The organism is Pedobacter sp. WC2501 (genome assembly GCF_052682415.1).
Genome location: NZ_JBQZFI010000001.1, coordinates 6,072,799 through 6,093,836 on the forward strand (window position 1 = coordinate 6,072,799; position 21,038 = coordinate 6,093,836).

Consider the following 21,038-nt stretch of genomic DNA (forward strand, 5'->3'; position numbering starts at 1 on the left):
CTACAAATATTTTTCAAACTCAGATTGCGTAATCACTTTCAGGCTTACCTCATCGATGAACATGGTGCCGGTTACATAACCCATTGCAAATAACAATTTTATTTGCGTAACACCCGGTGGAATAATATATGCTTTTTCATATAACTTCCAATCTTGGTCGCCTGTAACTGAAGCAATATTGATTCCTTCGCCTATTTTAGCATCCTGTTTGTTAAGAGTCTCGAAAAGAAATAATGCCCCATTCCAGGATTTTGTTCCGGTACTTACTGCATCTGCTTTAATCTTCGCACTCATGAGTATATACTGGGTATTTTTAGGCAACGAAACAACCTGGTGCATACCGGTCCATTTAGAAGAATCTGAAGAAAAAATAGCACTACTCATTTTCCCAGAACTATACATGTAAGGCGTTACCTTTGCCGAATAATCAACCCACCCATCTAACTCATTTTCGAAGCCACCATTAACCACCAGGTTTTTTTGTGCAAAAGCATGTGTACTGGCTGCCAGCATCATCATACCGACAACAATATATTTTATCACTTTCATTAATCAATTATTTTAAAATTATAAATCTGGAAGAGGTTGTATCCCCTTACCATTGACAGATTTCAAATAAAAAGGATCGTCATCTCGACTGAAGCGCAGCGAAATGGAGAGATCTATCCAAGCAGATTTCTCGGCTGCGTTGCACTCCGTTCGAAATGACGATAACTTAAGGGAGCTATTTCCTTAAATTTTTAGACGAAATTATAGCAACTTATTTATGATACAGCCTTATTAAATTGAAATATTTCCTATAATTAAACTAGTAAACACCAATATCATCCAGGTAAATCGTTTCTGGTGCGTTGCCACTCAATTCCTGAAACCCGATCCAACTTAGACTTGCAGGTTTGCCCGGATGACTGGCATTCTGGAAACGATCCAATGGAACCACATAATTTGTCCACTTGCCAGCATGCAGTACAACACTTACATTACGGTTGTCAAAATCATCTAATGCAACCTTTACCACTTTACCTTCAGTACCCGCTGTGCCATAAATAGAAAACTTAACATAGGTTTTATCACTTAGATCAACAGCATTATTACTGCCTACTGCATATCCTGCGTAATTTCCGGTATAGGTAAGTTTGATTGAATGGGTGCCACGTTTTACCATCTCGGTACTATTTATGTCAGCGTTAGCACCTCCGAAGTTGAAATCGTAACCCGCTGTTATTCCGTCATCATAAAATAAATGGCTGAATCCAAATGGCAGTAATATTGGAACCACAACCCCATCGTAGGATACGTATGGACCAGTACCTGTGCCACCCGGAGTAGTAACACTTATTGCACCCAGCGCACCTGTTGGAACAGTTACCTTCAGTTCAGTGCTGGTTGAAGAGATTACCTTAGCTTCTGTTGTACCAAACTTAACGCTTGATACCTGATCAAAACGCAAGCCGGTAATGGTGATTACATCGCCGGGATTACCAGCAAATTGACTCAAATCACTAATCGCCGGAGCAGGTTGTTTAATGCTAAAATTAAAGGAAGTGGTACCGAACGAATTGCTTAGTGTTAATTTCCCTGTTTGATTGATCCAGGTAGCAGTTGTCGGAATCGTCACCACAATGCTGTTATCACTGAAAAGGGCGGTATTAAGATCGGCTGATGTCCCATTGAAATCGACTTTGTTGGTCGATTTCAAATTTGCCCCTTCTATAACATAAGTAACACCAACATCGCCGGAAGTAACCGTTGAATCCAGCGGGGTAAGGTTACTATCTCCCGGCCTTACTAAAGTACGAATCCTGGTAATGCTTGGTGCGCCCTGTCCTTCTTTGTCTTTTTTGCAGGAGGTAGCAAAAATCAGCATGCAGCAGATGCCAATCAGATAAAGGGCTATAGTATTTTTATATAACGTTTTCATAATAGCTTATTTAAAATTGTAAGGCACCGGAGCCAATAATAATTTTGGATTTAGGATGGTTTCTGTTGTAGGATAAGGCAAACGAAAATTTGCATCAGTTGGGGTATATTTTTGCCCCCAGATTACAACGGGTGTGGTGTTGCTGTAAATTCCTCTTTCCTGATTGGTAATAATTGCAATTGCTTTAGGATGCGAAGTAACATTAAAACCATCTAACCGCCCTAGGTCAAACCAATAATCAGCCTCAAATACAAATTCCATACGGCGTTCCTGATAAATATCCTGGATAGTGATGGAGGTTTTAGGAATGAGTCCAGCCCTTTTTCTGATTTTGTTAAAAGGTATCAGCGCCGCATCATCAGCAGTACGATCGGCACCTGCAAGAACTGCCTCTGCTTCGATTAACAATACATCGGCATAACGCATCAGGTAAGTATTATTGCCTGCCGAAAATGATGCTCCTTTACCGCCATTATCTGCAGGTGTTCCTACTACATATTTTTTAATAAAAGCTGGCATGCCTTGAGCTACTGCTCCGGCAGGTAAAGTGTAGCCACCTTTGGCTTGGTTAATTTCAGGATAAACATCTCCCTGCGTCATAACCGTTGGCTTTTTCCTTAAATCGCCTGCCTCGAAAGCGGTAAGCAAATCGATAGAAGGCGTAACGCTTCCGTAACCGTCTCCTGTACCCGTAATTTCAGAGTTATATGCAAGAAAAGATTGTAGTGCATTACCATGGCCATACGAAGATCCACCCAACCATTGAATAGCGGCAATACTCTCTTCGTTATTATTATTGGCAGTTTTAAACAAGTCGGCGTAAGTCTTGCTGGAAATATCTATTCCATACAATTTAAATTCGCCACTGTTAATTACCTGTTCTGCTTTTATCCGGGCATTCGAATAATCACGCATGTATAAATAAACCTTAGATAATAATGCAGACGCTGATCCGCTGGATACTTTACCCTGAGAAACAGAACCGGTTCTGATCATTTTATCACAATTCTCTTCAGCAAACTTAAGATCATTTATAATGAACTTATAAACATCAGTTACCGGATTGGTATTAATCTGGTAATTGCTTACATGATCCAGGCTATTTTCGATAATCGGCACATTTCCCCATGTTCTTACCAAATAAAAATAGGCCATAGCCCGCATAAATCTGGCTTCGCCAATTGCATTATTTACTATTGGTGCCGGCACGCTTGCTGGCACTTTTTCTTTCAGGTTATTAATCAAGGCATTAGACTGGGCAACTACACTGTATAGAGAATTCCAGGCAGATGCCAATTGGGTATTATCTCCTGTTACAGAAAAATTTCCAAAATTGATAACATCAGGAGAATAAGTGTGTGCATTGCCACTTAGTAATTCAGAAATACACCAGGAAGCTTTGGCATTCCAATCAAACCACGGAGAGTTGTACAAGGCAATGGTACTGGCCTGAACCTGTTCGGTGTTTTGATAAAAATTATCAGCACTGAGTGCATCTTGTGGAGGAATATTAAAAAAGTCTTTTTTACAGCCAGTGCTAACAATGGCCATAAAAATAAAGCTGTATATTAAATATGATTTCATTTTGTTTAAATAATTGTAGGTCACTAAAATTGTGCATTTATTCCAAAAGTGATGGTCCTGGCAATTGGATATCTTCCCAGGTCGATATTATTTAAAATGGCACTCTGATTCATCGCTCCGATTTCCGGATCGTAGCCCTTATATTTCGTAAAGGTGTAAAGGTTTTGTACACTTGAGTAAACTTTTAAATTAGAGAACTTAAATTTTCTAATCCATGAAGCAGGTACCCTGTAACCAAGACTAACGTTCTGGATGCGTAAAAAAGATCCACTTTCTACATAACGGTCGGATACAAACAAATTGGGATTATCAATGCCGATTTTAGGTGCTGGAATATTAGAATCCGGATTTTGTGGTGACCAGAAATTACTATATGCCGCATATTGATTTTGATATACAGCCGCCAGGTTACCCATGGTATTGTTTAACAAATTCATAATTTTTGAACCGTAAGATCCGTTCAGGAATAAGGTAAAATCAAAAGCTTTATAAGTAAAAGTGTTGGTAATGCCATACGTGAATTTAGGATTTGGATTTCCGATCGCTGTACGGTCTTTCTCATTGATTACGCCATCGCCATTTACATCTTCATATTGCACATCGCCCAGCCAGGTGCTACTGCTGTTATTGGCAATAGTACGCCCGAATTGTACCGGAGCGGATTGAAGTTGCGCTGCTGTTTTAAATATTCCCTTCACTTTATAACCATAAAATTCACCTACAGATCCTCCCACTACTGTACGGGTAACCGGAGATTGCAGATAAGCATTGGTTACTGTTCCGAAGAGTTCGGTAAGGCCATTACCAAGCTCTTTAACCTCATTATTATAATGCGAAAGAACTACACTTGTATTCCACTTAAAATTTGTCTTATCAATATTGTGCGAGTTAATACTCAAATCAAAGCCTACGTTTTCAATCTTTCCAAGATTTACATACGGTGGGTTAATACCTCCTAAATAATCAGGACCACCTACCAAATAGGCAGGAAGGGTAAGCTGAAATAAGAAGTCTTTTGATGTTTTCTTATAAACATCTATACTCGTACTAATCTTACCGTTTAAAAAGCGCATATCAACTCCAGCGTTGTATTGGATAGAGGTTTGCCATTTCAATAATTTGTTATCAATCCGTCCGGCAAGAAAACCTGTACCTAAACCTGTTTGTGAAGATCTTAACAAAGAACTGTATAAATAATTGGGAACATCCTGGTTACCCACCTGTCCGTAACCCAAACGGATCTTAAGCCCGCTTACTACCTTATTAATCCCCTGCATAAATGGTTCTTCAGACAATTTCCATGAAGCAGCAAATGATGGGAAATAACCTGACTGAGAACCTTCGGCAAACTTAGAAGTCTTGTCTCTCCTAATTGTAGAAGTAAGGTTATATCTGGAGTTATAGGTATAAATGGCACGCGCATAGATTGATTCCTGGCGTTGCGTACCAATATATTCATCATTTGTAGCCGTTATGGCCTGGCCTAAATTCAACGATTGCACGTCGTTACTATAAAACCCCTGGCGCGTTCCCTCAATCCCTCTCCAGTTTGACTGTTGAACCTCGTAACCCAGAATTGCACTAATGTTATGCTTTTGACCAAAAGTCTGGTTATAATTAAAATATTCTTTCCAGATCAAAAAGGTACTTTGCTGATACCTTTCCTTCAAAGATGCAGTAGGATTAGTAAAACGGCCCCATGAATAGCTTGGCGTAAAAACATTATTATCGGAGAAATTAAAATCACCTCCAAGTTCTGATCTCAGCGATAATGATTTGATAAACTTAATTTCATTATAAATATTGGTATTAATGTTACTCCTGTTCAATTTATTTTTGATTTGCTGGGCCTGGGCCACCGGATTTAATGCAGCAGCGGCAGCAAGTGGGTCAAATACAGAAGGACCAGTATACGAACCATCAAGGTTAGTTACAGCTAAATCAGGAGCCTGCAGTAAAGCATTGTAAATAACCCCGTTATTATCACTGGTCACTACATTTTCTGCAGATCGGCTTCCGGTTAAGGTAATTCCAAGTTTAAACCATTCCTTCACCTGGGCATCAGCATTTATCCGAAGACTGTAGCGGCGAAAATCAGAACCGATAACTGTACCATCCTGTCCAAGGTATCCACCAGAAATGTAGTAGTTTAACCCTTCTTTACCGCCAGAAACAGCTACCTGATGACTCTGCTGTGGTGCAGTTGTAAATATTTCCTTTTGCCAGTTGGTACCCTCTCCCAATACTGAAGGATCTGCAAACTCAACTCTTCTTCCGGTACCGTAAATATCACCCAGTGAGTTTTGAAGTGCTGCATACTGGCGAAGATTCATTACATCCAGATACCTTGCTACACGCTGGAAACCGTAATAACCATCATAATTTATCGAAGAATTACCATTCCTCCCCCTTTTGGTAGTGATGATAATTACCCCGTTCGAAGCCCGGTTTCCGTATATTGCTGTTGCAGATGCATCTTTTAGTACATCAATCGACTCAATGTCATTTGGATTAATCAAAGATAACGGACTTACGGTAGTCTGCGAATTGGCATTAGAAGATGAAGCCTGTAAAGGAGATCTTCCGCTGGTACTCTGATTGCCTGCATCGCCTGAAATTGGCACACCATCTATCACATATAAAGGCTCATTACTACCGCTTAAAGAGGTTACTCCACGTACGCGTACAGATGTATTGCTACCCGGTGCACCAGAGTTTTGCGTAATGGTAAGTCCTGAAGCCCTGCCTTGCAGCATCTGATCGATACTGACTTGAGGCACATTGGCAATATCGGCAGCTTTTACAGACGAAATAGATCCATTAAGATCTGTACGTTTTTGATCTCCGTAACCAATTACCACTACATCAGAAAGTGATGTAGTCTGTGCCTTAAGTACCACATTCAATACACGATTATTGCCCGGACTAATCTCCTGGGGTTCCATCCCAACAAAAGAAAATACGAGGGTGGTTGATCCGGCAGGCAGCGAAATCTTGTATTTACCATTGATATCTGTCATGGTTGATTGTTTGGTACCCTTCACATTAACGGCTACCCCGGGAAGCGTTACTCCCTTTTCATCACTCACAGTACCAGAAATCTCTATATCCCGAACGGAGATACTTGTAAATGGCGAATAGGTATTCTTTTTAAGAATAATTGTTTTCTTGATGATTTTGAAATCAAGGTTGGTATTTTTTAAAACTACGCCCATTACCTGCTCAATAGGCATGTCGGTTACGTTAAGGTTTATTTTATATTTATCATCTATATCAGCACGCCTGAAAAGCAAGTGGTAACCACTCTGTTTTTCGATTTGCTTTAAGATGGAAATAATGTCAGAATTATTCTGTTTAAGCGTTAGATTCTGACTGAAGCTGCTAGCGCTAACCTGCATAAGTGTAAGCGTAAAAAAAAGCACTACGAGTCTCATTGTTAACAAGATTTGGTAAGAATCACGGCGCAATACCTGCCTGATCCTAAAAAATAAATTCATATCTTTATGGAGTTTTGGTTAAATTATAATGTTGTCTAAATCGGATTGTAAGTAACCTTTACAATAACCGGATGTGCTGCGAACACTATCCGGTTTTTTCTTAAAAAGCATAGTTACTCCTTTACATTATACAGTGTTGTAGTAGTTTCTCATGTTTGAATATTTATTTGGTTAAAATTTATTTTTTACCGATTACGTTTCTTTAATCGATTATAGTTAGCACGCGTCCGTTCAATTCATATTTTAATCCTGTGAATTGAAGCATATTTAACAACTCAGAAAGTTCTACATCTTTAGATATTGTTCCTGTATAAGATATTTTGGAAGGCGTTCCTTTAAATACAACCTGAATATCATACCATCGAACCAACTGCCTGGCAATTGCTTTGATCTCCATATCTTTAAAGATGAAAAGATCGTTTCTCCAGGCCATTACAGCTTCCAAATCGCAATTGTTATTCACGTTTATGCCAAAAGGATCTACCAGTGCTTGTTGTCCGGGCTTCAATAGCTGTGAAAATTTACCAGATGATAAATGGATGCTGCCTTCAATTAACGTTGTTTTCTGCTCCGCCTCATCGTCATAAGCCATTACGTTAAAATGCGTACCCAGTACCCTAATTTCTGTTCCACCCGATTGTACCTTAAAGGGTTGTTTGGGATTCTTAGCTACTTCGAAATATACTTCGCCTGTCATCTGCACAACTCTTTCAGCACCCGTAAAAGCAGTTGGGAAACGTAAGCTTGATTTCGCATTTAACCAGGCTTTACTTCCATCAGGCAAAACCACGCTATATTTCCCGCCAAGCGGCGTAGCAATCTTATTAAAGCTGATTTTTGAAGATGCAGATCCGATATGCATTTTATAGCTGAGTTCACCTTCAGCTGTTTTTACAACACTAACATTTTGCTGGTCGGCCAGTGCACCTATTTTGGCTTCGGTTAATACCACTGATGATCCATCGTCTAATGTCAGAACCGCCCTATTGCCACCTGGTTTTATATGAATGGATTGATGTAATTTCGCAGTTTGATTTTGCAGGTGCAGCTGCGAACTATATCTCCAGGTTAGCACCGCACCCAGAACCACAACAAGTGATGCTGCCGCCCAAAATACTGTACTTATACGTATTGATTTTTTAGGAATTGATATGATCTTTTGCTGACTTTTAGCTTCGATATTGAGCAGGATGCGTTCAAAAATTTTATCTTCCACGAGCCTGCGCTGGTCATCAGAAAGGCCAGCAAGGTCTTCAGGTACCTCATCCATACTATCAAACCATTGATCTACTTCTCTTATCTCACTAACAGTACAATCACCAGAAAGATATTTTTTAAGTAGGGAAACGGCTATTGATCTGCCCATGTTGATACGTAGTTATATTTGGTTCGTTAATAGTATAGTCGGATAACCTGCCCCTTCCCCCCAAAAAAAAATAAAAAAAATTTAAAATGCATCCCGGATGTGCAGGCAGCTGTATTTAACGGATTAACCAGGCAAATCCTGAAGCAATCAAAATCACCTTATAATGTACCCTAAAGTGCTTTAAGGCATTGGTAATATGGTTTTCTACAGTCTTTTCAGACAGTCCCAGTAATTCGGCAATTTCCTTATTAGATTTATGCTCCTTCCTGCTAAGTTCAAATACCTTTCTGCATTTAGCAGGTAACTTCGAAATCACGCCGTTGATTCCGTTTTCCAACTCTTTTATAAATATGGTTTCTTCAGTGGTATTCGTAGCCTCCTGATAACTAAATGAAAGCAATTCTAGGTAATTGTTCCGGGTAGCTTCCTTAGCCAGATAATCAATAATTGAATAGCGGATAGCCGAGTGAAGATAAGCCTTTAAAGACCCTTTGATATTTATTTTTTCCCGATTGATCCAGAAAGTTGTGAAGAAATTCTGGATAATCTCTTCTGCGGCTTCTTTAGACCTTAATCTTTTATTGGTAATTAAATATAATTCATACCAATACTTCGTATAAATTTTTTTGAAAGCAACCACTTCGTTCTCCCTCAACATTACGATCAGTTCTTCATCAGTATGATTATGTTGGTTGCTCATAGCCAGTAAAATTATAAAAAAAATTGAATCCAAAACTACGAACATAAAGCCAGACCTGACGATATATTAAAATGCTGATATTTATGGCATTTTGCTTTGATGATTCTAAAAACCTAACCTATAATCCTGATTCAAATACAATAAAATTTGAACTAATTCTAATGCGGGTTTACGAATGAGGAAGGTATTCGTGGTGTCAGATGTTTCCATCTGACACTAATATCGTTCTTCCGAAGTTTGTTCTCCTGGAGAACTTAACGTTTTGGATTTACTCGGGAAATCAGCATTGCGAGAAAGCTATTCCAGTGAGGATAATCAAATATCAAATGAATTAAAATTAATTCGCTTTTCATACCCTCTTCAGATCGCAAGCGTAGTTTTGAATCATAAAATTATTGAAAATCAAAAAAAAAGAGCATATGAAAAGTCAAATCAAAAAAACAGCAATAACTGCTTGTTTCGCGCTGATGAGTATAGTAACACTAGCGCAGGTACGCCCAAATGATAACCCTCCTGCACCACCGGCCGGAGGCCCTGGAGAAATGCTTCCTGGCCCTGGACGAAATAGAGGCGGTTTGGAAGGCGGTGCTTTAAAAGTTTTAACTTCGCTGAACGGAAAGGTTATAGCCTACCAAACAAATGACAGGTATATCTATAATAGTTTCACCTTGCAAAATGGCAGTCAGGTAATCACAGTTAGATTTCCCGAACAACTAGGTAAACAATTGATGAGTGCAGCAGCTAAAGGTAAATCGGTAACTGTAAAAGGCTTTACAGATAATGGACCAGATGGTGTAAATGTATTCCAAATGGCGAGTTTGCTGGTTGATGGAACGCAAATAGTAGATACCCCGCCAACTGTACCTATTGTACCGGTTAATGCACAGCCTGGAACCTTTACAGGAAAAATCAGTGATTTTAAGCGTGACCAGGGAGGTGCAATCCGCGGGCTTAATCTCGACAACAAGGTACAGATAGATTTACCTCCACCTGCAATTGAACAGTTACAATCTTTACTAAAAGCTGGAGATAAAATAAAGGTAACCGGCATTAAAGACACACCACCATCAGGTGTGGCCTTAGAAACCGGTGCCCCAACGATCATTCACCCGGAAACCATTGAGATTAATGGACAGACTTATTTGTTAAGATAATCTGGTTAGACGAGGCTGTACATAAATATAGAATTGTCATCCTGAGCTTGTCGAAGGACATGTTTTAGATGTCATACAGGGCGTTTCGACAGGCTCAACGTGACAAATTCAAAGCAAATACAATTTATGATACAGCCTCATCTTAAATTAATTAAAGTGACGATGAACTAATTGGTTACTTCGCTGTTAACTGATAAAATATAATGGTATTTTGCAGATTGTATGAAAATGGAGCAAGATAATGACCTAGAGCCATTAAAAATGAAAAATTACCGCCCCCTGCTGGTCGTGATCATTATTTTACTATTGGTTATTATCTGGTTGTTAATAAAACCTCCCGTGCCTTTATTACCGAAAGCTCCAATACAACCTGACAGGCCACCGATGGAACGCCTGCAAAAACAACGGATAATTACCGGAATCGTTACCAGGTATAAAAACAATCCTCATTTAGATATCAATGCATTGGAACTGAAAACCGAAAAGGCTGGTTCAATCACTATTGATTTTCGGCCACATACAGCAGCATGGGTAACCAGGATTGGTACCAAAGGAGAATTGGTTACGGTAACTTATGGTTTAAACCCGAGCGATGAAGTAGTTGGTTACCAATTAATAGCCATTAAGAATAATAGAACGGGCATTAGTCAGACTCTCGGGGATTTACCCCCGCCTCCGGATGTTCCAAATCAGCAAACAGAAAAATTTAAACTGGAAAAACCTGTTTTGATCACAGATCAATATGGTGGTATTGTGGCCTTGAGAAAGAATAACCTTTTATTTCACTTTAAGCCGGGGCTGGTAGATGATATCGCACACCTCATCAAAGAAAGCGACATATTTCATCTTGTAGCGGTGAGGCGTCAGGATGACCAGGGCTTTATTAATATAAATCATGATAAAGTATACATTGTGCTAAGCATTACGATAGATAACAAAACATTCCTGGTAAGATGAAAATATTATTAATAGAAGATGAGTTAAAGTTAGCAGGATTTATTGCTGACGCCCTTACACAGGCCGGTCACATCTGTGATCAGGTTGCCGATGGTAATAAAGGCTTGGAAACGGCTATGGTTGGCAATTATGATCTTATCTTATTGGATATGATGTTACCCACTCTTAATGGGTTGGAAGTTTTAAAAAACCTGCGCAGTTTTAATAACCAAACGCAGGTGATTATAATAAGTGCATTAAACGATACAGAGCACGTGATAAACGGGCTTGACCATGGCGCTATTGATTACCTTAAAAAGCCATTTGAGCTTGATGAACTGTTAGCCAGGGTACGCTCTGTACAACGCCGGTCTTTAGCACAGGGTTCACTCAAATTACAGGTTTCGGATCTCAAGGTAGACCTGCTGACAAGAGAAGTTAGCCGGGCCGGTAAACCAGTAATATTGAGTAATCGTGAATTTGCCTTGCTGGAGTTCCTGCTCGCCAATCAGAATAATGTAGTAACAAAATCACAGATTCTCGAAAAAGTATGGGACATAAACTTCGATCCCGGTAGCAATGTAATAGAAGTACACCTTTATCAGCTTCGAAAAAAAATGGATAGAGGTTATGATGAAGAATTGATCCACACGGTTGTTGGGCGGGGTTATGTACTGAAAGGCGACGTAAAACAAGGCTAAATGATAGGAAAGCATCAGTTCGGCATCAAATTAAAAATAACGGCAGCATTCAGCCTGATCTTTATTTTATTGAGTTTTTCCTTCAACCTTTACTGTTACCGGAAGATCAGGATGCTGATGATATCCGATAATGATGCCTATTTAATAGCCAGGGCCCAGACACTTTTGGATAAAACCGAAGTATTACCGGCAATTATTCCTTTGCCTGATAACAACACCTCCATCAGGGTATTATACCATTCAGCAGGAAAGCCCATAACAGTTTTTCAGTCGCCAGGGATCATTAAAAATATCCGCACTCCAACAAAAACAGGCGTAACCGATACCCTGGGAATGAGGGTTGCCTACGTAATCAGCAGTAATGAGGATAACCCAGCCGAATTGATGCTCGTACGAAGTGCAGAGCAATTGAATAATAATTTACAATACTTGCTTTTACTGCTTTTTGCCTGTAGCCTGTTGAGTGTTTTGCTTGCAGGTTTAATTGCCTATATTTTATCGTTTTATTTATTACAGCCGGTGCAACGTATCATTAAAGCCGCCAAGCTTATCAATGCGCATAAACTCAGGGATGTAATTCCGGTTAAGAAAACGAATGATGAATTGCAGGAATTAACGGAAACCATAAATATGATGTTAGTGAGGATCGATGAATCGTTACAGCAGCAGCAAAACTTTTTTGCCTCGGCCTCACATGAATTAAAGACACCGCTGGCCATTATGCGCGCCGAAATAGAAGTCCAGCTATCTAAGCCGGTATTGGCGCCGGAGCTATCAAACCTGATGAAAAGTCAGCTCGCTGAAATTAACAGGCTGCAACAGGTGGTACAGGAATTCTTACTGGTAAGTCAGTTAAAAAGTAGTGGCATTACCTTACATAAGCAACAAATAGATCTTTCATTGGTTATACTTCGATTATTTCACAGGTTCCAACCATTTCTGCAACAAAAAGGATTAAACCCGAAGATTGATTTTGATAAAGATGCAGAGACATTTTTGATAACTGCCGATGATGATAAACTGAATATCTTACTGATGAACCTCGTAGAAAATGCAGTTAAATATGCTGCTCCAGGCACAACCATCCACTGTTCTGTTCAGCGATCCACATTGAAAGATCATATCGCCATAAGCTTTAAAAATACGATTAACGAAGAAAGTTTCCCCACTGAAAATCTCCAAAATGCCTTCCATAGAGAGGCTATAGACTCAAACGGTGCAGGCATTGGTCTTTGGCTGGTTAATGAGATCACGCAATTACATCATGGAAATTTCCACATGGAAAGCAGCAACTTTTCCTTTGAAGCAATAGTAGACTTGCCAATTAGCACATAGTGCTCAGTACTGAGCTAAAAGGTGATCTCGCACCACTTTTTAATATGAAGAAAAATTAATCTCACCAAAAAACAACACAAAAACCTGATTTACAATACATTAAAATAAATTATCCCTATTAAGGATTTAAACATAATGAATGCCCAGGATGTTAAGGAAACCGTATGAGCAAACAAGTGTCAACAGGTGAAACAGATAAGAGGGTAATCTGGCCATTACAATCTCTTAATTTTTTCATGGCTGATCTCCAGGCTGGAATCGGGCCATTTTTAGGGATATTCCTTTTAGCGCATGGCTGGAAAAGCGGATTGATTGGTTCAGTAATGACCATTGGTGGAGTTGCCGGAATGATTATGACTATTCCGGCGGGTGCATTAATCGATGCTACCAAAAGGAAGCGGTTTTATGTGGTTATATCAGCGATCTTCACCATATTGGCATCGGCGATAATCTTATTCACCCAGGAGTTTTGGCTGGTTAGCATTTCGCAGGTGGCAACAGCTATTGCCGGATCAGCTATCGGTCCGGCTATAATCGGAATCACGCTGGGTATAGTCAAACAAAAAGGATTTAACAAGCAAAACGGGTATAACCAGGCATTTAATCATGCAGGCAATGTGGTAGGTTCTGCGCTTTCTGGTTACCTGGGTTATAAATTCGGTATAACGGCAATATTTATTTTAGCTGCTTTTTTTGGCGTATTGTCCATCATTTCAGTATTATTGATTCCGGCCAAATCCATTGACGATCATGTGGCAAGAGGCATGAAAGAGGGAGATAAAAATGAGAAAGCCAGTGGATTTAAAGTGTTATTTCAGTGTAAATCATTATTAGTACTTGCAGGTGCATTGGCATTTTTTCATTTGGGGAACGGCGCTATGCTGCCGCTTTATGGTCTCGCCGCTGCCGCTAATGGCCACAGTAATGCTTCTATGTTTGTGGCCATGACGATTATTATCGCGCAACTGGTTATGATCGGCACCTCATTATTAGCGATAAAGATGGCAGATAAAACAGGCTACTGGCTGGTGTTATTCATCTCTTTCCTGTCTTTACCTATCCGTGGTTTATTTGCCGCTTATATGCACAGTCACATAGGAATCTATCCCGTACAAATTTTAGACGGAATTGGTGCAGGCCTGCAAAGTGTTGCCGTTCCCGGACTGGTTGCTCATATATTGAATGGCACGGGACGCGTAAATATCGGACAGGGCGCGGTAATGACCGTACAAGGGCTAGGTGCTTCATTTAGCCCGGCAATTGGAGGCTGGATAGCAGAGGGAATAGGTTATAATACCACCTTTATCATCCTTGGTGCATTTGCCATTGGGTCCATACTATTGTGGATCATATTTGCAAAAACAATTAAGGACGCCTGCTAACCCATATTAATTCTCATTAGGATAGCTAGTCATAAATGAACTTCACTATGGGAGGATAAGAAAAAACATCAAATGATAACAACAGAGAAACAAGATGCTATAGGATCTTTAAATACAGTAGCGAATACGAAAAAATAAATTATGAGTTCAGCCCCATTAATCTTCACTCATTTAGGAGATCTGCGCATTACTAAAGCCAAAGAACAGAATTACATAGATCTGCTGCCGATTATAACTCAAATTGAAACAGAACTAAAGGCCATAACCGTAATGCAAAACCAATATCTTAGCGCTATAAAAAAATATGACTAACATCCTAATCTGGATCATTTCCTTCCTGGCAATAGCAGGTGTGATCATCAGGCCTTTTAAAGTTACAGAAGCGGTGTACGCCATAAGTGGCGCTGCCTTATTATTATTATTTCAGCTGGTTACCCCTTCTGATGCCTTTTCTGGGATAGCAAAAGGTTTAGATGTTTATTTATTCCTGACGGGCATGATGTTGCTGGCCGAAACTGCCCGGGAGGAAAAATTGTTCGATTGGCTGGCTGCCCATGCCACACTAAGGGCTAGGGGATCTTCTGGAAAGTTGTTTTTGCTGATCTATCTTGTTGGTGTTATTGTAACCACATTTCTTTCCAATGATGCCACAGCTGTTGTGCTAACGCCAGCCGTGGCCGCTGCAGTTAAAGCAGCTAAAGTAGAAAAACCACTGCCGTATTTATTGATCTGTGCTTTCATTGCTAATGCAGCTTCTTTTATGCTTCCCATTTCGAATCCTGCAAATTTGGTCATTTATGGCAAACACATGCCATCCTTAATGCATTGGCTAAGTTTGTTCCTTATCCCCTCTATATGCGCCATTACCGTTACTTATTTTATGCTCCGATTTTCTCAGCGCGACTGTTTTAAACAAAAAATCAGAACTGACATTAGTTTGCCTGAATTAAGCCCTGGCGGTAAAACAGCTTTAATTGGAATCTGTGGAACAGCAGCTGTTTTACTGGCTGCTTCGGCCTGGAATATTCAACTTGGATTGCCTACATTGATCACCGGCATCACCACCAGCGCAATTGTATTGGCCAGAGCAAGAAAAAACCCGGTCAGTATTATTAAGGGGATATCCTGGGCAGTACTTCCGTTGGTGGCAGGTTTATTTGTAGTGGTAGAAGCGTTAAATAAAACCGGGATGACCCAACATTTAAGTGCAATGTTAAATGATGCGATAGCAAGATCTGAGACTGCAGCTGTGTGGCTTAGTGGTACTGTGACCGCCGTAGCCTGCAATTTAATGAATAATTTGCCGGCCGGTTTAATAGCAGGAAATGTGCTGCAAAGTACACATACACCAGATATGGTTAAAAGCGCGGTGCTGATTGGCATAGACCTCGGCCCCAACCTCTCCATAACAGGTTCATTAGCTACTATACTATGGCTGGTGGCTTTAAGACGCGAGGGGCAAGCAGTAAGTGCCTGGACATTTTTAAAATTAGGAAGCATAATTATGACTGCAGCGTTGATAGTTGCCATATTATCCTTATGGATTTGATCTGTTAGGTATTTGCCACTACATGACTTTAATCCTGTAGTCAATTGATATGCCCAAAACAAATGATACAAAAAATGCAGGCGACATCCATCAACCTGCATTAGTCATCATTAACTAATAAAATTTTTACTACTTAGATTTATTTTCATAAATCTCTTTTATTTTCGCTTCCAATACAGGGCCACGAAGATCTTTGGCAATAATTTTTCCTTTTGGATCGATTAAAAAATTCATAGGGATAGCTTTAACATCATATTTAGCCGCCGCATCGTTTTCCCAGCCTTTTAAATCCCCAACCTGTTTCCAGGTCAGTTTATCATCAGCGATGGCTTTAAGCCATTTTGCTTTATCAGCAGCCTTATCCATTGATACGCCTAAAATTTCGAATCCTTTTGATTTATATTGTTCGTAAATCTTAACAAGATTTGGATTTTCTCTCCGGCATGGTGCACACCATGATGCCCAGAAGTCAACCAGCACATATTTTCCTTTGTAATCAGAAAGTTTAACCATTTTACCGTCTGCATCAGGTTGAGAGAAATCCTGCGCGTCTACGCCTTCCTGTGTTTTTTTAAAGTGAGCAATACGCTCAGCTACTTGCTTTCCAAAAAAAGAAGACTTCAGTTCAGGAGAAATATTGGCGAAGATTTTCTCCATTTCGATGGCATCGAAACCAGGGCCTAGGGTTGAATTAAGCGCCATCAAGGCCATGTATTTCGAAGGATTTTGCTTCACATAATTAATTTTGGCATCAAAAATCTCTTTCTCTATCACTTTTGCTCTTTTTTCCAGATCCATGATATAGGTTTTATCCTGTTTTTTAGCTTCTGGCTGATCAGCAAATTCTTTTTCCAGAGCTTTCAGTTTTCCATAAATAGGAGCTAAAAGGGCATCCACTTTTTTACTCTCATCAGTTAAAGTTGAGCCTTTGATTGTAGCGGTTTTAATGGAATCTTTACCTGTAATGGTGATATTCTCATTTCCAAGAATGATCGCCATGCCATCAATTTTAATCCGTCGTCCGGGTGTATCGATGGATTTGTCGTGTTTCAGGCGAAGCGTAGCCTCCATTGGTGAAGGAACTGAACCTTTAAATGTGAAAGCCCCGTTAACCAGTTCTACTGAATCTAGTTTTTCCTTCCCTTCCAGTTTAGTTAAGAGAAAGGCTTTTGCTGGTTTGCCCAGTTTGCCGATCTGGCCTTTGATCACATAGCCTGTTTGTGCAGAGGCAACAAAAGCACTAATCACTAATGTCGCTGCCAATAATGTTTTTTTCATGGTTTATAGATTATTTTTTCGTGATTTTGGATGGAGCGGTTGTATTTTTAGAAGGTTTAGCTTCCAGCAATTGATTATAAATCTTTTGGTTATTTAGGATATCCAATGCTGTACTAAAAGTGGTACTCGCTTCATTTCGAACGCGAAGTGCGTAGCCTTTACCTAAATAGAGCATATCGGCCATTTCTGCCTTTAATTCTACAGCAATGGTTTTTCTCGCTACCTTATCCGTTACCGGTGGTAGTTTAAGTCCCTGCTTAATCGCGCTGGTCATGATCTGATCAATCATTTGCTCATCTACGTTGAAGGAATGATCAAAAGCATCAAAGTCAGCATATTTGTCTGTTAAGTTTTTTCGGTTTTGTTGTACATAATTGAAAGCCGCCTGGGTTACCCGTCCGCTGTTCATCAATTTATTTAACCATGCGCTGTAAATTGCCGTATCAATTGGTATGAACTTATCTGGCATAATCCCGCCCCCACCATAAACCGTTCTTTTATTCAGGAGGGTTGTGTGTTTTAAAGAATCCGGAAAGTTCACATGTCCTCCTTCTGTAAGTTCACCAGAAGCCATGCGCCGGTTAAAATCTTCAAAGTAATCTGTTTTACCTTTTGCATAGGGTTTTTGAATCGATCTGCCAGATGGCGTGTAGTAGCGTGCAGCTGTCAATTTGATTACTGAACCATCGCTCAATTCAAGACCTTTTTGCATGATGCCTTTACCAAAACTTCTTCTGCCAATTACCACTGCCCTATCCCAATCCTGTAAAGCACCTGTTAATATTTCGCTTGATGAAGCCGTTGACTCATCAATCAAAACCACTAAATCGCCTGTCATAAACTGGCCAAAACCACCAGTCATATAATTATCTTTTACACCGGAGTTGGTTACAGAATAGAAAACCAGTTTATCCTTTGCCAGGAATTCATCTGCTACGCCGATAGCAGCTTCAACAAGTCCGCCACCATTAGATTGTAAATCCAGGATTAATTTGGTCATGCCTAAAGCCTTTAACTTCTTTAGTGCTGCATCCATTTCCCTTCTGGTTGACTGGCTGAAAATAGCTAACGAAATGTAGCCTACATTTTTGCTTACCATGTAACTGGTATTGATGGAGAGATCAGCGATCAGTTCCCTCATCACATTAAATTCGAGCGGTGCGGTTTGCGACTTGCGCATAATGCCTAACTTAACGGCTTTCCCTTTTTCGCCACGAAGCATCCGCATCACATCCTGGTTTTTTAAACCTTTACCAAAAATAGAGGCTCCGTCAACCGTACTAATCCGGTCGCCTACCTGTAAACCTGCCCTTGCTGCCGGCCCGTCAGGATTGATACCCGTTATAAAGGTACTATCGGCCACCATTGCAAATGAGATGCCGATGCCCGCAAAACTGCCTGTCATTTGCTCATTCATGGCTTCGATTTCTTCGCGGCTGATGTAGCTGGAATGCGGATCAAGGCTGCTTAACATCGCTTTAATGGCCGCATCAACAACCTGCTCATCATTTACGGGATCTACATAATTATCCTGAATAAGTTTAAGTGCATCCTGCAATTTTATTTTCGGATTCATTTGTGCATGGGCACTATAGCTAATCAATAGCACAAGTATGCTCCATAATATTTTCGCTCTCTTCATTTTATTATTTCTCTGCTCTTAATATTTCTATGGCCATTGATAACTCATCTCTTAACTGGCTCGGACTACCTGAATAACCCTCTGAACTGTATCGAACAACGCCATTTTTGATAATGATCTTACGCGGAATCGCCGATGACTTAAACAATGGTGTCAGGCTTCTGAAAACAAGATCCTGCTCTCCTTTTGGCCCCACAGCATCATGTAAAAGATTAAAACGGTAATGATTATCCAGTACATACTTAACGGATTTTGTTTTGTAATCGCCAAACTGCATGGTACCAATCATATAAACGGCAACCTTAGGATCTTTAGCATACTGGTCAACCAGAAGTTGCATACCCGGGAAAGCTTCAATACATGGTCTGCACCATGTTGCCCAGAAGTCGATCACCACAATCTGGTTTGCCCAATCTTTAGAATTAACCATTTTACCGTCGGCATTTTCTAAACTAAATGGTGTAAGCGGATAGTTAACCATGTTCGCCATTACATGTGCCCTCATTTCACTTTTCTTGTCCGATGGTGTTAAACCTGCAAGGTACTGCTCATAGCCTTCTTCCTTACCGCCATGCTCGCTTTTATATAGTTCCTTAAGTTTGGTAAACATAACCGGAGTAACTGCATTAGTGGCAACACTGGATTCCAAGAATGGCTTAATTGCTTTGGTATCGTTCAATTTTTCCAAAACATTAACATGCATTTCATTTAAGTCAGCATTTCCGAAAGTTCCTTTTTTCGATAAATATTTGAAGTACTGGTTTGCCCCGGCATAGTCACCCTCCGAATTTGCAAGGGAGATGTGCGTAAAGAGGCGATCATCCATCTGATTATCTGCATTTTGCTGAGCCTTTTCCGCATCGTTATCAAAATCGGCTAAATAGGATTTATCCTTTTGTCTTTCCAACAGGTAAGGAATAATTATCTGGCTATCTTTATAAAGTAATTTCCGATCGCTTTTTCCCGCCATTTGATTTCGGGTTATATTCCAGCGGTAGATTTCGTTGGCCGTTTTAAAATCAATATCCTTAAAGAGTCCTAAAAATTTATCATTTTGCCCGTCTTCAAAGTATTGTGTTGCCAGGTTTCTGAATATTGTATAGTAAACAAACGCCTGGTTGTTCGGTGATTTCTCCCATTCCAAATATGGAAAAGCCTTGAGAAATTCTTCGGCACCTGTTTCGAAATCCTTTCCGTATTTTCCCTCCGTATATTTTCTGAAGGCTAAAAACCTGGCTGTGCTGCTTTTTGGATAATCTTTGAAAATAATTGATTCTACTGTAGCTGAACCACTTTTATTTTTCAACTTTTCGTAATAGCGTTGTGCCTGTGCCAAAAACTGTTCGTTAAGATTCCCTCTTTTTAGTTCGCTTTTTAACAGATTATCAGCCATTGCGCTGAAATCAGAAGCGGGCATGGTGAGCTGTTTAAGATCCAGATAATTGAATAAAAGTGTTCTTGGTATACGCTTAGAAAGCTTTTCTTCCTTTTGCAGCAAAGAATCAATCATCTTTTGATCTTTGGAAGGACTAACAAAGCTGTTCAATGTCCAATCGCCTGTTGCACCTGCCTTGAAACTGGCCTCTGCCAGGTAGCTACCCGGGGCTATTTTTCCCTTAGCATCCATAACCTGGTGATAATAACCTTTACCATTCTGATTGTCAAATGCTTCAGGATTCTGAAGATCGCCCTGATAAAATTTCAAAGCAATTAATACGGCATTTTCCGGAAGCTGATAACTTCCGTTCCACATGTCGTTCTTTTTCTCTAACTGAACCGGGACAGTGTTCCATTTGCTACCGCTGTATACTGCCGCGAGTGCTTTAGGCCCGTCACTAAATTCGAGATCGCCACCTTTCGGTTGGTATTGAAAGCTGATTTTCTGGTTTTGCTTTAGTATTTCGGGCTGCCAGGTTACCGTTTGTGCAGCTAACTGCTGCCCGAAAAACGGGCAAAGCAGTAGCATACATTTTCTAAAAAAATGTTTTTTCAT

The 21,038-nt window shown here is 40.0% G+C and carries 15 protein-coding genes; 6 read left to right on the plus strand and 9 right to left on the minus strand.

The window, feature by feature from the left end; translation table 11 throughout:
* The 6 genes from ACUN24_RS25330 to ACUN24_RS25355 all read right to left on the minus strand — a co-directional run bounded on the left by ACUN24_RS25330 (nt 1) and on the right by ACUN24_RS25355 (nt 9,068).
* Nucleotides 1–549, minus strand: a complete 549-nt coding sequence (locus tag ACUN24_RS25330; protein ID WP_445565003.1) for a carbohydrate binding domain-containing protein — start codon at nt 547–549, stop codon at nt 1–3.
* Nucleotides 550–808: 259 nt separating this feature from the next.
* Complete coding sequence (locus ACUN24_RS25335) at nt 809–1,921, minus strand: IPT/TIG domain-containing protein (protein WP_445565004.1); 1,113 nt, start codon at nt 1,919–1,921, stop codon at nt 809–811.
* 6 nt (nt 1,922–1,927) lie between these two features.
* Nucleotides 1,928–3,505 (minus strand): RagB/SusD family nutrient uptake outer membrane protein, encoded by a 1,578-nt coding sequence (locus ACUN24_RS25340; protein ID WP_445565005.1) that lies wholly within the window; start codon nt 3,503–3,505, stop codon nt 1,928–1,930.
* Between the two features lie 23 nt (nt 3,506–3,528).
* Nucleotides 3,529–7,002, minus strand: coding sequence for a SusC/RagA family TonB-linked outer membrane protein (locus ACUN24_RS25345; protein WP_445565006.1), 3,474 nt, complete (start codon nt 7,000–7,002; stop codon nt 3,529–3,531).
* 202 nt (nt 7,003–7,204) lie between these two features.
* Nucleotides 7,205–8,368 carry a FecR family protein gene (locus ACUN24_RS25350; protein ID WP_445565007.1) on the minus strand — a complete coding sequence of 388 codons (1,164 nt, stop codon included), beginning with the start codon at nt 8,366–8,368 and terminating at the stop codon, nt 7,205–7,207.
* Between the two features lie 115 nt (nt 8,369–8,483).
* The gene (locus ACUN24_RS25355; protein ID WP_315423002.1) at nt 8,484–9,068 is read right to left on the minus strand and encodes an RNA polymerase sigma-70 factor; all 585 of its coding nucleotides are present in this window, start codon (nt 9,066–9,068) and stop codon (nt 8,484–8,486) included.
* 419 nt (nt 9,069–9,487) lie between these two features.
* On the opposite strand from ACUN24_RS25355, the gene ACUN24_RS25360 reads away from it, so the two are divergent.
* The 6 genes from ACUN24_RS25360 (at nt 9,488) to ACUN24_RS25385 (ending at nt 16,125) form a co-directional block, all read left to right on the plus strand.
* The gene (locus tag ACUN24_RS25360; protein WP_445565008.1) at nt 9,488–10,222 is read left to right on the plus strand and encodes a hypothetical protein; all 735 of its coding nucleotides are present in this window, start codon (nt 9,488–9,490) and stop codon (nt 10,220–10,222) included.
* A 261-nt stretch (nt 10,223–10,483) separates the two neighbouring features.
* A complete protein-coding gene (locus ACUN24_RS25365) occupies nt 10,484–11,179 on the plus strand; it encodes a hypothetical protein (RefSeq protein WP_445565009.1) in 696 nt (231 codons plus the stop codon).
* A complete protein-coding gene (locus ACUN24_RS25370; protein ID WP_121283675.1) occupies nt 11,176–11,859 on the plus strand; it encodes a response regulator transcription factor in 684 nt (227 codons plus the stop codon). Before ACUN24_RS25365 ends, ACUN24_RS25370 begins: the two co-directional genes overlap by 4 nt.
* The gene (locus ACUN24_RS25375; protein WP_445565010.1) at nt 11,860–13,194 is read left to right on the plus strand and encodes a sensor histidine kinase; all 1,335 of its coding nucleotides are present in this window, start codon (nt 11,860–11,862) and stop codon (nt 13,192–13,194) included.
* Nucleotides 13,195–13,358: 164 nt separating this feature from the next.
* Nucleotides 13,359–14,576 carry an MFS transporter gene (locus tag ACUN24_RS25380; RefSeq protein WP_445565011.1) on the plus strand — a complete coding sequence of 406 codons (1,218 nt, stop codon included), beginning with the start codon at nt 13,359–13,361 and terminating at the stop codon, nt 14,574–14,576.
* A 304-nt stretch (nt 14,577–14,880) separates the two neighbouring features.
* Complete coding sequence (locus ACUN24_RS25385) at nt 14,881–16,125, plus strand: arsenic transporter (protein WP_445565012.1); 1,245 nt, start codon at nt 14,881–14,883, stop codon at nt 16,123–16,125.
* Between the two features lie 129 nt (nt 16,126–16,254).
* Here ACUN24_RS25385 and ACUN24_RS25390 read toward each other — a convergent pair whose 3' ends face one another.
* From ACUN24_RS25390 to ACUN24_RS25400, 3 genes are read right to left on the minus strand one after another with little or no spacing between them, the layout of a single operon-like run.
* Nucleotides 16,255–17,403, minus strand: coding sequence for a redoxin domain-containing protein (locus ACUN24_RS25390; RefSeq protein ID WP_445565013.1), 1,149 nt, complete (start codon nt 17,401–17,403; stop codon nt 16,255–16,257).
* A gap of 10 nt (nt 17,404–17,413) precedes the next feature.
* The gene (locus ACUN24_RS25395) at nt 17,414–19,045 is read right to left on the minus strand and encodes a S41 family peptidase (protein ID WP_445565014.1); all 1,632 of its coding nucleotides are present in this window, start codon (nt 19,043–19,045) and stop codon (nt 17,414–17,416) included.
* A gap of 4 nt (nt 19,046–19,049) precedes the next feature.
* On the minus strand, nt 19,050–21,038 hold the full coding sequence (locus ACUN24_RS25400) for a TlpA family protein disulfide reductase (protein WP_445565015.1): 1,989 nt from the start codon (nt 21,036–21,038) through the stop codon (nt 19,050–19,052).

Excerpts from the sequence above, each read along its gene's own strand:
- ACUN24_RS25330 (WP_445565003.1), bottom strand. The coding sequence starts at position 549 with ATGAAAGTGATAAAATATATTGTTGTCGGTATGATGATGCTGGCAGCC.
- ACUN24_RS25335 (WP_445565004.1), bottom strand. The coding sequence starts at position 1,921 with ATGAAAACGTTATATAAAAATACTATAGCCCTTTATCTGATTGGCATC.
- ACUN24_RS25340 (WP_445565005.1), bottom strand. The coding sequence starts at position 3,505 with ATGAAATCATATTTAATATACAGCTTTATTTTTATGGCCATTGTTAGC.
- ACUN24_RS25345 (WP_445565006.1), bottom strand. The coding sequence starts at position 7,002 with ATGAATTTATTTTTTAGGATCAGGCAGGTATTGCGCCGTGATTCTTAC.
- ACUN24_RS25350 (WP_445565007.1), bottom strand. The coding sequence starts at position 8,368 with ATGGGCAGATCAATAGCCGTTTCCCTACTTAAAAAATATCTTTCTGGT.
- ACUN24_RS25355 (WP_315423002.1), bottom strand. The coding sequence starts at position 9,068 with ATGAGCAACCAACATAATCATACTGATGAAGAACTGATCGTAATGTTG.
- ACUN24_RS25360 (WP_445565008.1), top strand. The coding sequence starts at position 9,488 with ATGAAAAGTCAAATCAAAAAAACAGCAATAACTGCTTGTTTCGCGCTG.
- ACUN24_RS25365 (WP_445565009.1), top strand. The coding sequence starts at position 10,484 with ATGAAAAATTACCGCCCCCTGCTGGTCGTGATCATTATTTTACTATTG.
- ACUN24_RS25370 (WP_121283675.1), top strand. The coding sequence starts at position 11,176 with ATGAAAATATTATTAATAGAAGATGAGTTAAAGTTAGCAGGATTTATT.
- ACUN24_RS25375 (WP_445565010.1), top strand. The coding sequence starts at position 11,860 with ATGATAGGAAAGCATCAGTTCGGCATCAAATTAAAAATAACGGCAGCA.
- ACUN24_RS25380 (WP_445565011.1), top strand. The coding sequence starts at position 13,359 with ATGAGCAAACAAGTGTCAACAGGTGAAACAGATAAGAGGGTAATCTGG.
- ACUN24_RS25385 (WP_445565012.1), top strand. The coding sequence starts at position 14,881 with ATGACTAACATCCTAATCTGGATCATTTCCTTCCTGGCAATAGCAGGT.
- ACUN24_RS25390 (WP_445565013.1), bottom strand. The coding sequence starts at position 17,403 with ATGAAAAAAACATTATTGGCAGCGACATTAGTGATTAGTGCTTTTGTT.
- ACUN24_RS25395 (WP_445565014.1), bottom strand. The coding sequence starts at position 19,045 with ATGAAGAGAGCGAAAATATTATGGAGCATACTTGTGCTATTGATTAGC.
- ACUN24_RS25400 (WP_445565015.1), bottom strand. The coding sequence starts at position 21,038 with ATGAAAAAACATTTTTTTAGAAAATGTATGCTACTGCTTTGCCCGTTT.